The following is a 15571-nucleotide window of genomic DNA, read 5'->3' as shown; positions in this document are numbered from 1 at the left end:
CGCCCACCCGCGGGCCCCCCGGGGGGGGGGGGCGCCGCCCCCACCCCACGGCGACGTCGCCCTGTCCCACCACGACTGGATCAGCGCCACCAGCGGATGGATGACCCCAACCGTCGACCGCAGCGTCGGCGGCTGGACGCCGATCAGCCTGCTCGGCCAGGAGTACCCCACCGGTATCGGCGTCGCCTCCCCCTCCACCATCCGCTACTACCTCGGCGACCGCTGCACCCGGCTGACGGCCACCGTCGGCATCGACGACGCGGTCCGCAACGTCGGCCCGGAAGGCGGCACCGCGACGTTCCAGGTGCTCGGTGACGGCAAGGTGCTGTTCGACAGCGGTGTCCTCAACCGCGACGGCACCCGTCAGGCCGACATCGACCTCACCGGGGTCCGCGTGCTGGACCTGGTGGTCGGCGACGCCGGGGACGGCGGCTACAACGACCGTGCGGACTGGGCCGGCTTGGACGCCGCCTGCTGAACCGGACAGGTAGGGCCGCCCCGCCGAAGCGATCGCGCGGGGCGGAACCTGCCACGGAGGCGAGCAGAACAGTCCGCGAGGAAGAACGACCCCGAGGGAGCCACGCTACCGGACTGCGCGCCCGGCTCCAGGAGTTGCACCGGCTATGCCTCGGCGCCCGCGGACCGCACCGCGCTCCAGCAGCGGAACCTGGACGACATTCTCGCCGTCACGAAGATCCCGGAGCGCACTCTGGAGTCCCATCTGCGCTTCGCTACTTTTACGTTCCGAGACATCGTGTCCACACGACTCGGCGGCCGCAACCCGGTCTCCAACAAAGGCGTGTGGTACTCCGGTTCACATGACGACAAAGCCTTGAACGCGGGCGTCGAGCGCTTCTCCGCCGATCCGACCGCCGTGCGGGACCTGTCGTACGACAGTGATCTGACCGGCAAGGTCGACATCCCGATATTGACCATGCACGCCATCGACGACCCGACGGCGTTCGTGGAGCATGAGGCGGCCTACCGGGCCACGCTGCAGGGTGCCCACCGCGACCGACACCTGGTGCAGACATTCACCGACGAGCACGAGCACAGTCAGCTCAGCACCTCGGAGTACGCCAACTCGATCGCCGGGCTTGATCGTTGGGTGCGCACCGGCAGGAAGCCGACCCCGGCGTCCCTCGCCTCGTCGTGCGCGTCGTTCGACCACGTCTACGGCACTGGCTGCTTCTACAAGCCGGACTTCCGTCCCGCCTCGTACGCTTCGCGTGTCCTGGCTCGCCAGGATGGGCGCGACTGGCCGGCGATGAGCTCGGCGCAGGAGAAGATCTGGAGCCATGTCCCGGGTGTTGGCATCGCCCCGTGACGACACCGTGAAGTGTGCCGCAGCTCAGCTTTCCCCGACGTCCGGCGCGGCCGTGAAGATCATGTCGGTGTCGATGCCATGGTGGCGTCACGGGTCGTCGATGCTCTCGCTCGGCCCGAAGGGGCTCATGCCCGGGGAAGGGAGCGGCGCTATCTCCACCGGCCCAGCGCGCCAGGAGGAGTCCCCTCCTGGCGCGCGCTGGGCCGCAGCGGAACAGCGGGTCTGGATGGTGACGCAGGCGACGTCGGCGCCCTGTCCGCGAGTGCCGAGCGGTCGGCCACATCCGGTGCCTCCGGCCTGGTCGCTGCGATCGTCACCGTGGATCGGGGCCCGCATGCGCCACTCCCTCACGGCGGATGGGCAGCGGGTTTCTCGCTCTGTCCACCCGGCCGGTGGATCGGGGCGCTTCGCGGGGCTCTTTACGAAGGCAGGGCCCACTTCTGATTGGTCGCCCCCGTGCAGGACCAGATCTGTAGCCGCGTGCCGTTGGCCGAACTCTGCCCCGTGGCATCGAGGCACTTGCCGGACTGCGGATTGACCAGAGCCCCGTTCCCTTGTGGCTGCCAGATTTGCGAGCCGGTGCCGTTGCAGTCGTACAACTGGACCGTGGTGCCGTTGGCCGTGCCGGCTGCGGTGACGTCCATGCACTTGCCGAGCGCGGTCAACGTGCCCGAACCGGTCACGGTCCAGCTCTGGGCGCCGGTGCCGTTGCAGTCGTAGAGCTGTACCGCAGTGCCGTTGGCTGTGGCGCCTCCGGCGACGTCCACGCATTTGCCGCCGATGCCCCGGATGGGTCCGGTCGTGGTCTGGGGTGGGGTGACCGGACCCGACTGCCCTGCCGCCCACCTGATCTCCTGGAGCAGCAGCTGATTCTGCTGAGTGCTGGCGAAGGTCGACGACAGGGTGGTGTTGGTGGCGTAATTCATCGCGTTGTGGCCGAAGTTGTTGTAGACCATGCGGTAGTTGCGGTTGGTCCAGACGATCGGGTAGTAGCCGCTGTACCAGGTCTGGTTGGGGTCGGTTCCGATGGGGAACGTGGACTGGTCCATGGAGGCCAGAATGTCGATGGCAGGGTTGTTGCGCAGATCGTTGGACCAGCTGTACCACTCGCTCACCGACGAGGTGATCGTGGCGGGCAGGCCCGTGGTCGCCGCGTGGGATCCGTCCTCTATGCGCAGCGTCTCGGAGGTCGGACCCCAGGTGTTGCTCTTGAACGTGCCGGTGCCGAGGAACGTGTTGTGATACCACGGCCAGTCGCTGGTGTCGTCATTGAAGGCCGAGACGTGGAAGCCGACGAAACCACCACCGCCGGCCATGTACGCCTGGAAGGCCTGCTGCTGGGATGCGGTGTGCGGGTAGTCGTCCAGGAACATGACCACCTGGTACGCGGCGAGGTCGGTCGCGTTGAGCCGACTCCAGTCCGTGGTCGCGGTGTAGGTGAACCCCGCCTGTGTTCCCGCCTGCGGAAACCACGCGTTGGCCTCGTGGTCGAAGCTGATGTGCGCCGCGTCGTATGTGCCGTTGTAGAAGGCCAGCACCTTGAACGGGGTGGCGGCGTGCGCCCGGTATGCGGGGCCGGCCTGGATGCCCAGGACCACGACGAACAGGGCCAGCAGCCTGGAGAGGGCGCGGGCCAAACCCGCTTGGGCTCTGAATCCGGTCATGCAAAGGCCTTCCTCGTGTACAGCTCGTGGGGGGTGGGAGTGCCTGCCATGCTCGAGTCAGGATTCTAAATCGTGTTCATGTCAATGCACCATAGGTCTGGACCAACACTTCCCCGTCCGCGCACCTCAAGGAGACCGCCCCTGGATCGTCCGACAACGCCGTAGGAGCGACAGTGGCGGGGCAGCCTCCCAAAGTGATCACCGAGTTTGCCGCCGCACAGGGAGACTTCGAACGCGACGAACGCATCCTGACCGTCGGCCACCGCTTCCGGCGGGTCGAGCTGCGTCGTCGCAGGCCCACACGATGCGTCACTGCGTAGACATGTCTCGCCCCAGGCCAGGCACGCAGCCGCCCGGCCCGCCACGAGACCGGCGGTGGTGCCCCGCCGAGTGGTGCAGCCATCCGGACCGTGCGGTTCCGTCCAGCGCCATGAAGCAAGCGCCGGCCGACCCGCCTCACCGGTTCTCGGCGCCGCTCACGGGCGTCATCACCGCCATCCAGCGCGGAAGCGACTACACCCCCTCCCTGAGCCGCGGAGTCGCGAACTCCGCATCTCTCCACCACGTCGCGGGACGCGATCAGACCGGCACCGACCACGGCGCGAAACGTCCCGAGAGCATGCGGAAATGATCTCGCTGCCGTTTCCGTGGACTGCCGCCGCACGTGACGCAGTTCGCCGGCGTCACATCGTCCGAAGGGGCCTCTCAGCCCGGACCTACAGCCTCCGGGGACGCCGGATCAGAAGCGCACGGGCCATAGGACGTCAGGCCAGGTCGATGAGTCCCGCGGCGCGGGGGTCAAAGAGCGGCTCGGGCGGCCGTCAACTCAACGCCTTGCAGTCCCGCGCGAGTGGATCCGACATCCCGGTCACAGCACCACGCAGATGGACTTGTCGCGCTCCTGGCGGATGCCGAATCCATGCGCCGGTCTCGCCTCGGCGTGGCTGCGGTCCATTCAGCGGAACAGAGCTCGACTGCCGTGCCGGCGGATCCCACCGTGGTCCATGCGCAGGAAGGGTCGAGTCCGACGAATCTCAGGTCGTCGGCAGCGCCGATGTAGGAAAGGGCGGCTCGACGTTTCTCTGTCTGCAAAGCAGTGACTGTCGGCGGATCCGGTTGTCGGGGTGGGCACCGGGCGAGGAGCGCGCAATGGAAGATCTGCTCAGGCTGGTGATGGTGCGTCCCGCGGCGCAGGCACAGGCGCAGACGCTGCAGCCCAGTCCCGACCTGCTCACGCAACTGGCCGCGGTGGCCAAGGGGCAGGGCGACCTGGTGGCCGGCCGGAGGGACGTTCTCACACAGTGGCGCGCCGCCCACCCGCCGTCCGCGTCTCCCGCCCAACTCACCTATGGTTCTGCCCTGTTGACGCTCGGCCAGTGGCTCACCCAGGGTGACCGCCACGCATCGGACGTGCTGCGCCAGGCTCGGGACGTGCTGCACGCTGATCCCCAGAAGGTCGTGGCGTCCGCGGAGTTCGCGGCGGACGTCCGGCGGCTGGACGACACGCTGCTCGGCCAGACGCTGCTCTCGGACTCGGCGAGCGCCGACATCGCCGCGCTGATGACCGCCCGCAGCGGGTACACCGCCCTGCGCCTGGCGGTCGGCGGACAGGATCCTCCGCGCACCCCCACGGTGAGCCTGCCCGACGCCGTGACACGTACCGTCCCGACCGCCGCAGCGGACGGCGGGGACGGTCCCGGCGAGGACCCGCGCGCGCCTTTGCGGCAACGGCTGGCAGAGATCGACGCCGCGATCAACGCCGTCGTACAAACGGCACGCACGGCCTTCACCGAGCCGGTGATCGGCGTTCGAGCCCAGTCGCCCCAGGCCGCGCCGGACGACACCGAGGGCGCACTCGCCGCACCGGACGTGCTGTCGGCGTTGGCCGGGCCATCACGGTGGCAGTTACCGCAGGCGGTGGCGGCGAGCCTGCCCGAGGCCGCACGACGCACGATCCTCGACCTCGCCGGAGACCCCGTCGCGACCCCGGTTCCCGCCGTCACCGGGAGGTTGACACAGGCCCGGGGCGAGGTGACCCGGGCGCTGGCCAAGCTCGACCTCGCCGAGACCGGCCGGGTGACGCGTATCGGCTCGGGCTTCTACGAACCGCTCCCGGTCGTGGGGACGGATCCGAAGGACACGCTGCCCACGACCCACGGCACCGTGCACCCGGTGGGCGTCGGCGACCTGCTGCTGGTGCGGGAGCACGTCAAGGCGTACGAGGTGGGCGAGGTCACCCACATCGAGAACATCCTGCGGCGGGAGCACCTCTCCCGGGACACCCGCCGGCTCGAACGCGACGAGCAGCAGTTCACGGTCGAGTCGGAGACGCAGAAGGAGGAGGAGCGCGACACCCAGTCCACCGACCGGTTCTCGCTCAAACGGGAGACCAGCGACACGGTGAAGACCGACGCACAGGTCAAGGCAGGGCTCACGGTGGACGCGAAGTACGGGCCGTTCGTCGAGGTCAAGGCCGACTTGCAAGGCTCCTACCAGCAGGTCGCCGAGCAGTCGACGAAGCAGGCGAGCGAGTTCAGCAAGGACGTCATCAACCGTGCGGTGAGCAAGCTGAGCGAGAAGACCAGAACCGTGTCGGTCCAGACGACGATCCGGGAGTTCGAGGAGAAGTACTCCCACGGCTTCGACAACAGCGGCGCGGGCGCAGACAACATCAGCGGTGTGTACCAGTGGGTCGACAAGGTGTCCCAGGCCCAGCTGTACAACTACGGCAAGCGCATGCTCTTCGACGTCGTCGCACCCGAACCCGCCGCCTTCTACATCTGGGCACAGCAACGCGGGCGGGCCGAGGCGGTGCAGATCAGCAAGCCGCCGGCGCTCACCATCACCCCCGGTGACCTGGACGAGGGCAACTACCTCGTCTACGCGCAGGCGTACGGGGCGACCGGAATCGATCCGCCGCCGGCCCTGCACAAGACCATCTCGCAGGCCTGGGACGTGACCGCGGCGACGGACCCGCACCTGTTCACGAAGTCGGGCACGGTCGTGGTGGACGAGGGCTACGCGGCCACCTGGGCGGGCACTGCGGCGGCCTGGAACTATCCGAGCGACCAGACGCCGTTCATCCGCATCATCGTCGCCAACGCGAGCCTGGCTCCAGGGGATACGACGTTGCTGGCGGGCGAGGAGGGGTCCTTGGCCGTAGGCCTGTTCGCCAGCAAGGTCAACGCCGTCACGGCGACCCTGGAGATTCTCGCCGAACGGACCGACCGCGCCTGGGCGCAGTGGCAGGAGAAGGCCTACGCGACCATCCAGCAGGCCTATCTGACGCGCAAGTCCGAGTACGAGCAGGCGCTGGCCGAGGCAGCCGCCGCGGGCGGAGTCACGGTGACGGGCCGCAACCCGGCCGCCAACCGGGCGACCATTCTCGCCGAGCTGCGCAAGGCCTGCCTCACCGAGCTCACCGCCCAGCAGTTCGACGCCTTCGGGGCACTCGGCACCGATCCCGCGGGCCGCCCTCAGCTGAATCTCGTCCGGACCTCCCAGCAGGGCAAGTACGTCCGCTTCTTCGAGCAGGCCTTCGAGTGGGAGCACCTCGTCTACTTCTTCTACCCGTACTTCTGGGCGGACAAGGCGACCTGGCAGTACCGCTCACTCCTCGACGACCTCGACGATCCCGACTTCGCCGACTTCCTGCGGGCCGGGGCCGCCCGTGCCGTGTTCCCGGTCCGGCCCGGATTCGAGCAGGCGGTGCTGCACTTCCTCGACACCGGGCTCATCTGGGACGGCGGCGACCCGCCTGACATCACCGGCAGCCAGTACGTCCCCATCGTCGAGGAGATCCGGCAGGCGCAGGGAGCGCCCGGCGAAGAGGTGGCGGTGGGCGACCCGTGGGAGGTTCGTGTCCCGACCTCGCTCGTGAAGCTGCGCCCCGACGACAAGCTGCCGACATGGAAACAGGACGCCTCCGGGAACTGGGTCCCCGCGAACTAGCGGGCCCCGCGAACACGGTCGACGACAGGGGGCGCCGTGCAGAAGCTGACGAAGGTCGTCCTGTGGAAGGGACGTACGGATCCGGCGAACCGGGTCATCCCCGCTCACCTGAAGCTCGCCATCCTGTCGCGCGGCACTCTGCCGATCGCCGCCGACGCCGTCACGCCCTTCCTGGACCTGGCGCGGGCGTCCGGGGCCACCTGGCCGGACCGTCTGACGGGACCGCTGAGCGATGCCGGTCCGGCCTTCCCAGTGACCTTCGAACTGTTCCAGAACCAACGGCTGACCCTGACGCCGAACGAGATCAGGGAGGCGATCGACGGCTATCTGGTCCTGCGGCGGAGGAACGATCTGTCGCAGACGTGCTGGCGACTGATCTACGCGTGGACGCCGGCCCGGGACCGGACGACGCTCGAACGGCGTTTCGACGTGGACCTGGGCGAGTTGTTCCGCGCACCGCACGTCACCGTTCGGCCGTCCGACGACCCCTACCGCCATCTCCTCGTCTACTACGTCTGTCTGCCGCTCGCCGTCTCCCGCCTCGTCGCGCCCCCGGCACCCCGGCGCCTGCCGTCCCCGCTGCCGCGCCGCCCCACGGGCAAGCCTCCCCTCCTCGGCCTGCTCAAGCCCAACACCGAGCTGCATTTCCGGGACGGGCCGAGCACCTCCGCGAAGAGCCTCGGCGTCCAAGCGGGCACCGCGGCGCGCGTCATCGTGAAGGACAAGCAGGAGGCGGACGACAGACTCTGGTACCGGTTCGAACTGACGGATCCCGCACGGATCGTCCCGGAGGTGGGTGATCCGCTGACGAAGGCGAGCACCCTGCCCGCCGGCACGTCCGCCTGGGCCTCCGCCAACGCTTTCGACATCCTCGTCGTGGACTGGGCCCTCGTCCGCAACGACCTCGCCGAGTTCGACACCGCCCACGCAAGCCTGTCAGTCGGAGCCAGGATCACCGCGCTCCGGCAGCGCCTGCACGCCAAGAACCTCCCCTTCGACGTGGTGATCGGCACCGACCACGGGAAGGTCTACCTCGACGACATCCCCTTCGACGCCGGCCGATGGCAACTGGGACGCGACTACCAGGCCTTCGTCGCCCCTGACGGACGCTGGGTCGATCTGCAGCACCTCGCGGTCGCGATGGACGTCCTGGACCGCAGGGAGGACACCGTCGACTTCCTGAAGATCCCGATCGGGACGAACTACGCCGCGGCCACCTGGTCGGGGGATGTCGGGGCCGCTGCCGCCGACGCCACCCTCCACGTCGACGCCACGACATGGGAACGCTGGAATCCGACCGCGATGGCGGCAGCCCGCCTGCAGTTCTACTTCACCACCCGAGCCAGCGAGCACGACCTGCTGGGCGACATCGATGGTTGGGGAGTCCAGGACGTCCGAAGCCGCAACCGGGGGATCCAGCAGATCGACGGGCTGATCACCCTCTACTACGAGGACACGACTCCCGGCGGGGAGCGGACGCTCACCACGCGACGGCGGGTGGCCCTGGAACGATTCCTCAAGCACTACGGGTTCACCTATGACACGGCCCGGGATTTCCCGAACTACCCGGTCTTCCCACGGCAGAACGGCCCGATGGGCCGGTTCCTTCGGGAGATCAACCTGTTCGGAAGCATCTGGATGCTTCGACGCAACCCCAACCTGACCTTGAGCCATGACCCCAACGCCTGGCATCCCTCCTTCGTCGGCGATATGACCACACAGCTCGTCTGGTGGCTGGAACAACAGGTGATCGAGAACGGTGCCGAAGCCTGAGCGCACTGCTGCGGCTGCCGCCACCGCCGACGGGGACGGCAGCCGCAGCCGAGCCGTCCTGACCCCCGATCACCCCGAGATGTCGTACGCCCAGCCGGCCGCATCGACACAAAGGGCCACTTCACGACGTCGTGTCGGCGTCACGACGCCGTGGCGAGAGCCCGGGCGACGGCGGCCGCGGCCAGCAGGAGCAGGGCCGCGGCGGTCCACAGGGACAGGTGCAGGCCGTCCACGAAGGACGCGGCGACCGCGGAGCGCAGGGGGGGCGGTGGCCGCGGTCGCGTTGGAGATGCCTCCCGCACCGCCGGTGGTCGTCGTGGTGAGGATGTCCCGGACGGCGTGCGCAGGCACGCCCGCGTGCAGGAGGCGTTCGCGCAGGGTGTCGTGGAACCGGGTGGTGAGCAGCGTGCCCATGAGGGCGATGCCGGCCACGCCCCCGACCTCGCGGGCGGTGTTGGTGACCGCGGAGGCGTGCCCGGCCCGGTCGAGCGGGACCCTCGTCATCACGACCACGGTCACCGGCGTGTAGCACAGCCCCATCCCGGCACCCATCAGCGGCAGCGCCCACCAGTACTGGACGTAGGAGGCTCCCGCGCCGAACAGGGACAGCAGCCCGAGGGCCGCCGCGCAGCACAGCAACCCCGTGCACAGCGGGAGCCCGGGACCGTATCGGAGGGTCAGGCGGCTCGCCACCGGCGACAGGGCGATGATCAGCGCGGTGGACGGCAGCGCGGCGAGCCCCGCCCCGGTGGGCGACCAGCCCAGCACGTCCTGCATGAACAGGCCGAGGTAGGTGATGACCCCGAACATCGCGAAGGTGACCGCGAAACCGGCGAACACCGCCGCCGCCACGATCCGGTCCCGGAACAGCGCGGGGTCGACCGCGGAAACGGATCCGCGGCCGGCGGTGGCCACGACGAAGGCCGCCGCCACGGCAGCTCCGGTCAGGCAGAGGACGACCGGGAGGCTGGTCCAACCGCGCACCGGGCCTTCGATCAATCCGTAGACCAGGCCGGCCAGCCCCAGCGCCGCACACCCGAGTCCAGACGGACCGGCCACAGCCGCCCGGGGGGACGGCGCGGTCGTCGCGGTCTGTCCGGGCGGCGTACCGGGCCTGCGGGGAATCGCCCGGGCCCCCAGCGCCAGGGCCAGAGCGCCGATCGGTACGTTGATCCAGAAGGCGCTCGGCCAGCCGAAGGCCTCCACCAACGGGCCGCCGATCGCCGGACCGAGGGCGAGGCCGAGGGCGGAGATGCCGCTCCAGGCGGCGAACGCCCGTGCCATTGCGGCCGGTTCGGTGTACGTGGCGCGCAGGATGGCCAGCGACTGCGGGACGAGCAGCGCCGCGCCCAGGCCCTGCGCGGCCCGTGCGGCGACGAGGAACCCGAGGGAGGGCGCGAGAGCGCAGGCGGCGGAGCCGAGCGTGAACAGGGCCGTGCCGCCGAGGTAGCAGAGCCGCCGGTCGAAGCGGTCGCCGAGGGCACCGCCGGGGAGCAGCAGGGCCGCGAACACCAGGCTGTAGCCCTCGACCGCCCATTGCAGCCCGGTGAGGCCCGCCCCCAGTCCCTCGCTGATGCGGGGCAGGGCGTTGGAGACGACGACGTTGTCGAGCATCGCCATGAACATTCCGGCGCACAGGGTGGCCAGCACCAGGCGCCGGCGTCGCGGGACGAGAGGGGGGAGGGATCCTGTGGCGGCGGTCCCGGGGAGTCCGGTGGCGGGGTGGGTCATGACGGGGCGCCGGCTGAGGGGAGTTCGAGCACGGACCAGCCGTGCGGTGCGAGGCGGTGTGCCGGGCCGTCGTCGTCCGGGTCGGCGCAGAGCAGACGCTTCGCGGAGGCGTCGACCGCCGGGAAGTCGACGGTGGAGTCGGAGATGTTGAGGAGTACGGCGAGGCCGGGGCCGCCGGCGGGGTCGTGGACCCGGTAGGCGAAGGCCTGGTTGTCCAGGTGCAGCGCCTCGGTGCGGGCCCGCGCCAGCCAGGGGTGCCGCCGCCGCAGCCCGATCAGGTTCTGGTGCAGCCGGTACACCGGCCAGCCGTAGGGGGCGAGGTCGTCGGGGCGGTCGGGGAACGCGGGGCGGATCTCCGCGTCGCCGTCCGCCCGTTCGTACTTGACGCCGCGGAAGGCCTGTTCGTCTCCCGCGTAGACGCTCGGCGTCCCGGCCACGGTGAACAGGACGGTCAGCGCGTGGGCGAGGTGGCGCGGGTCGTCGAGCCTGCTGGCCAGCCGGGTCACGTCGTGGTTGCCGACGAAGGTGAGCGGCTGGAAGGCGGCGGCGAAGTCGTTGTGCCGGTCCAGCGCCCAGGCCAGTTCGAAGAAGTTGCGGTCGTTGAGGCAGCTCCACAGCGCCTTCCACAACTCGTACTGCGTGACCGAGTCGAGGCCTCCGTCGCGGACGGCGGCGATGTAGTCGCCGTGGATCGTCTCCCCCAAGAACCACGCGTGCGGGTGGTCGGCACGCACCGGGGCGATGACGTCCCGCCAGAAGGACGACGGCACGGCGTAGGCCGCGTCCAGCCGCCAGCCGTGCGCGCCGCGCCGCAGCCAGTGGTCCATGACCCGGCGCACATGGTCCTGGACGGCCGGCTCGGTGTGGTTGAGGGCGACGAGCTGACGGTGACCCTCGAAGTCGTCGTATCCGAACCCGTCCCCGTCCGGGCCGTCGGCCGACCAGTCGATCCGGAACCAGGGCGCGTGGGCGGCGGAGGCGCCGTGCTCCCGTACGTCGCGGAACGCACCGAATTCCCGGCCGACATGGTGGAACACGCCGTCCAGCAGCAGCTTCACCCCGCGCCGGCGGCAAGCCGCCACCAGGTCGTCGAAGTCGTCGTCGGTGCCCAGACGCGGGTCGATTCTGAAGTGGTCGACGGTGTCGTAGCCATGGGTGGAGGAGGCGAAGACCGGGCCGAGCGCCAGTCCGTCGCAGCCCAGCTCGACCAGGTAGTCGAGCCAGGGTTCGAGCCGTCGCAGCCGGTGCACGGGGGGCGCCTCGGCGGGGAGTGCCTCCGGTTCGGCGCCGAGAAAGGTCAGCGGGTGCAACTGCCACCAGACGGTCTGGACGGATGTCGCGGAGGTCGACCTCATGGGTACATCGCTCGCTTTCGCGGTTGAATGCGCGTTCAATAGCGTGCACACACGACTCTAGCCGCGGCTTCCGCGCACTCAGGACGGGTTCAGAGACATGTCACACGGTGGTAACCGGCGTCGGCTGGAGCCCGAGGAGCGCCGGGAGTCGATCCTGGCCGCGGCCCGCGAGCTGTTCGGCGACCATCCGTACGCGGCCGTCTCGGTGGCGGACGTGGCCCGGTCGGCCGGGGTCTCGCCACCGCTGGTCGTCTTCTACTACGGAAGCAAGCGGGCGCTGTACCTGGCGGTCATCGAGAGCGCCGCGGACAGCATCCGGCGGGGGCTGCGGGCGCTGCCCGGACCTCCCTCGCCCGAACGGCTCGCGGCGGGCGTGCGGTTCTACGCCGAGTACGCGCGCGCCCATCGGGCCGGCTTCCTGTCCCTGCTGCGCGGCGGCCACGAGCGCGCGCTGCCGGAGGCCACCGCGGTGGTCGAGCGGCTGCGGGACGAGATCGCCGAGCAGATCCTGGCGGACCTCGCGTCCGTCGAGTCCGTCGCCGTGGAGGCCGAGGGCGCAGAGCGGATCGAGGCGGAGCGAGGGCCGGTCACCGCTCTCGCGGTGCGCGGATATCTGGGGTACGTGGATGCCGTGGTCGTGCAGTGGCTCGCGCTGCCGCCGGATGTCGTCGGGCCGGACACCGTCGCCGCGCTCGCCGTCGGGGCGTTCCTCGGCGGGCTGTCCGCCGTGGCTTCCCTGCCCTCGCTCGGCCCCTCCCTCACCTCGTCCACGCCACCACGTACTCCCGTCGGTCCAGGTCCGCAGGAGCCCTGACCACCGCGAGGCCGATCCGGTACGTCCGTTCGCCGCCGGACCGTACCGTGGCCAGCAGATCGCCGTCGCCGTCCGTCATCTCCTCCACCTCGCAGACCTCGAAACGCCTGGGCCGGCCCTGCAGCCCGGTTCCCGCGGCCTTGGCCGCGGCCTCCTTCGCCGCCCAGAAGCGGGTGAACCACAGCTCCCCCGACTCCCCGGTCCGGTTCCGGTGCGCGGCCAGCAGCCGTCGTTCGCCGTCGGTCAGCGCGGCGGCCGAGAGCGTGGGGGGCCGGTCGGTCACCTCCTCGATGTCGATACCGGCACCCGATGCGGAACGCGGTCGTACGAGGGCGACGGCAGCCTGCGCGCAGTGGGCGATCGACACGTCGAGGGCGGGCAGCTCCCTGCCGTGTTCCCCGGCCACCCAGGGGCGACCGTCGGGTGCGTTGCCCACCCGGATCTCGGCGGGGAAGACGGTCTCCTCCCCTCCCTCCCACAGCCGGTAACGGACCGCGTCCTTGGCCGCGATCCGGCCCAGCAGCCAGTGCCGGCGGCGCGGTGGCGGGCAGGACTCGTACTCGGCGCGTTCGGCGGCGTTGAGGTGGTTGCGCATGACGAGGTCGCGGGAGGCGAGGTCGGCCCAGCGCTCGAAGAGCAGGACCCAGCCGCCGGGTTGCCGGCGCGAGAGCGCCCGGTACTCCGGGAAGTTCTCCACCGCCTGGGTCTCCGGGTGATTGTCGAAGCGGCGGTTGCGCCACCCGGACAACTCGGCCCACACCCGTCCGCCGTCTTCGGTGAGCTGGATGTCCGCGTCCACTGTGGTGTCGTCGACCCGGGTGATCCGGACATGGCAGCCGATCCGCGTGCCGGGCACCGGACGGGGCCCGTGGAAGCGGACGCGGTCCAGGCCGACGGGGAGCACTCGGGTCCGGGTGTCGAAGCTCCGGATGATCCAGTAGCCCAGGATCTGCCCCGCGCAGTCGAGCAGCGCTCCGGGGGCCGACGGGGCGGTGATCACACCCCGCACATGACGCGGACCCATGGCGGTCAGCTCCGTCACGCCCTGGAAGGCGGGGCCGTGGAACATCAGCCGTCCGTCATACATCTCCTCGGCGGTGTCCGGGGGCGCGGACTCGGTGGCCGCGTCCCAGTCCCACTGCCCTGGGCGGTGGGACGGAAAGCGAGGTGCGGTCGTCGCCACGGCGGTGCTGTAGCCGCCGAAGTCCAGGCGCAGCCGGTCCGGATCGGACGGGAGGGGCTCGGCGGTCACCGTGACGTCCACGGGTGGTGCGGCGGCGAGCCAGCGCAGCAGCCGCAGCTCGCTCACCTCCACCACGCGCCGCCCCGGCGCCGCGGCCTCGGCGATCTCCGTCATGTGCTGGACGATCGTGGTGCCCGGCATCACCGGCCGCCGGTCGGACTCGTCGGGCCAGCCGTCGCGTTGCCGGAAGAAGCAGTGGTCGCGCAGATGGGGCATGGCCTCCGTGGACACCCGCAGCACGGCCCGGTGCGTACGGGAGGTGACGACGTCAGGGACAGGGCCCGTCTGCGTCGGAGCCCCCGCCGCGTCGGGCGCGGTCCAGGGGCGGGCCGGCGCAGGGGGCGTACCCCGCGCGGTCACCCCGGCGAGAGCGGTGAGCGCGAGATCCGACGTCTGCGTCATCTCCCTGAACAGCGCCCTCAGTTCGGCCCCGACCGGGCCCGGCGGCACAGGCGCCCCCGCTGCCACGGCCCCCTCGGTGCGCGCACCGACGGCGTCGTCGAGCGCCGCTCGCAGAGCCGCACGGTCGGACACCCCGAGCGACATGAGCGCGCCGCCGAGATCGAGCCGGACGAGAGGATCCCTGCGGGGTGGGGCCGACTCCGGCGGGTGCGACGGCGCGTCCTGCGGGTGCACGGCCGAGTCTCCCGCACGCCGGGTCGGTTCCGCCGGAGGCGGCACCGCCCCCTCCGGAACCGTCACCCTGCACCCCTCGGCCCACAACGCCGCTGTCACCCGGCGCAGTTGGGCCATGCCGGTGCGGTGCGGGGTGGCCGCGGGGAGGGCCAGGTGAGGGCGGGCGGACAGAGTTTCGGTGACGGCTGCGGAGAGTTGGCCCAGACTGACCTGGACGAAGGCGCGATGGCCGGCCGTGTACATGGCCTCGATCAGCCCGCGCTGCCTGACCGGCTCGACCAGCATGCGCAGGAACAGCTCCCGGACCGCGGGCCCGCGGCCGGTGAAACGGGCGGTGGTGGTGCCCGACCAGAGCGGAACGGTCGGCTCACCTGTCCGCAGGGCTTCGGCGAAGCGGCGGAAGGGCTCGACGTAGGGGGCGAACATGGGTGTGTGGAAGCCCGAGCGGAAGGACAGTTCCCGGGCTAACACCCCACGGCCGCGTAATTCCTCGACCAGATCCCCCACTTCGGCTGCCGGACCGCAGACGACACAGCGGGCGGGTGCGTTGTCGTGGGAAACCACGATGCCGCGTCGTGCGTCGACACCGTCCAGTACCCGCTCCGCGGGCAGCCCCACCGCGGCGAACATCAGATCGGGCACGGCGACGGAAGCGGGGTCGACGCCGTCGAACACCTCCTCGGCCCCTGCCGTCAGATGCCCCGAACTCATCATCGCGGCCCACTCCCCCACACTGCACCCGGCCACCGCGTCGGGCCGCACCCCGGCCCGCCGCAGCGCACGGTCGAGCAGTCTGCCGACGCCGAGGACACTCAGCCCGTGAGTGACCGCCGTACCGGCGTCGGCGGCCACCGGCGCGGCGCCGAGCCACGCGGCCACGTCGTCGACGCGGGGTTCGAAGTCCGCGTCCAGTCCGGGAAAGACGAACGCGAGCCGCCCGCCGCCCGCCGGCCCGAGCAGCGGCCGGGTCGAGAACCACATGTCGCCGCGCCCGCGCCAGGGCTGCCCCGCCGGCCGGACAGTTCGGCCGTCGCGACGGCGCAGGCGTGATCGGGTCGGACTGGCCCTTCAGCCGCC

General features: G+C 70.7%; 8 protein-coding genes and 1 pseudogene. 5 read left to right on the top strand and 4 right to left on the bottom strand.

Annotated features, from left to right (window positions below; all coding sequences use genetic code 11):
• Positions 1-478: NPCBM/NEW2 domain-containing protein (locus tag ACYF6T_RS28880; protein ID WP_461700064.1), on the top strand; the 478-nt coding region annotated here is incomplete at its 5' end.
• A 104-nt stretch (positions 479-582) separates the two neighbouring features.
• Positions 583-1327: pseudogene (locus ACYF6T_RS28875) on the top strand (hypothetical protein); the annotation flags it as partial.
• Positions 1328-1746: 419 nt separating this feature from the next.
• Here the strand turns inward: ACYF6T_RS28875 and ACYF6T_RS28870 are convergent.
• A complete protein-coding gene (locus ACYF6T_RS28870; RefSeq protein WP_461700063.1) occupies positions 1747-2991 on the bottom strand; it encodes a ThuA domain-containing protein in 1245 nt (414 codons plus the stop codon).
• A 1149-nt stretch (positions 2992-4140) separates the two neighbouring features.
• Between ACYF6T_RS28870 and ACYF6T_RS28865 the strand changes: the two genes are divergently transcribed.
• The gene (locus tag ACYF6T_RS28865; RefSeq protein ID WP_461700062.1) at positions 4141-6942 is read left to right on the top strand and encodes a serine/threonine-protein kinase; all 2802 of its coding nucleotides are present in this window, start codon (positions 4141-4143) and stop codon (positions 6940-6942) included.
• Between the two features lie 36 nt (positions 6943-6978).
• Positions 6979-8715, top strand: a complete 1737-nt coding sequence (locus ACYF6T_RS28860; protein ID WP_461700061.1) for a hypothetical protein — start codon at positions 6979-6981, stop codon at positions 8713-8715.
• A gap of 69 nt (positions 8716-8784) precedes the next feature.
• Here ACYF6T_RS28860 and ACYF6T_RS28855 read toward each other — a convergent pair whose 3' ends face one another.
• Positions 8785-10446, bottom strand: coding sequence for an MFS transporter (locus tag ACYF6T_RS28855; protein ID WP_461700059.1), 1662 nt, complete (start codon positions 10444-10446; stop codon positions 8785-8787).
• On the bottom strand, positions 10443-11801 hold the full coding sequence (locus ACYF6T_RS28850; protein WP_461700058.1) for an alpha-amylase family glycosyl hydrolase: 1359 nt from the start codon (positions 11799-11801) through the stop codon (positions 10443-10445). The genes ACYF6T_RS28855 and ACYF6T_RS28850 overlap by 4 nt, the downstream gene beginning before the upstream one ends.
• A gap of 97 nt (positions 11802-11898) precedes the next feature.
• On the opposite strand from ACYF6T_RS28850, the gene ACYF6T_RS28845 reads away from it, so the two are divergent.
• Positions 11899-12615 carry a TetR/AcrR family transcriptional regulator gene (locus tag ACYF6T_RS28845; RefSeq protein WP_461700056.1) on the top strand — a complete coding sequence of 239 codons (717 nt, stop codon included), beginning with the start codon at positions 11899-11901 and terminating at the stop codon, positions 12613-12615.
• Here the strand turns inward: ACYF6T_RS28845 and ACYF6T_RS28840 are convergent.
• Entirely contained in the window at positions 12560-15475 is a 2916-nt protein-coding gene (locus ACYF6T_RS28840) for a 4'-phosphopantetheinyl transferase superfamily protein (RefSeq protein WP_461700055.1), read from the bottom strand. The two genes, ACYF6T_RS28845 and ACYF6T_RS28840, sit on opposite strands and share 56 nt — an antisense overlap.
• Positions 15476-15571 lie beyond the last annotated feature (96 nt).

Source organism: Streptomyces sp. 7R007 (genome assembly GCF_054850255.1).
The sequence above is the reverse complement of the archived record's forward strand: the minus strand, read 5'-3'. Positions and strand labels throughout refer to the sequence as shown.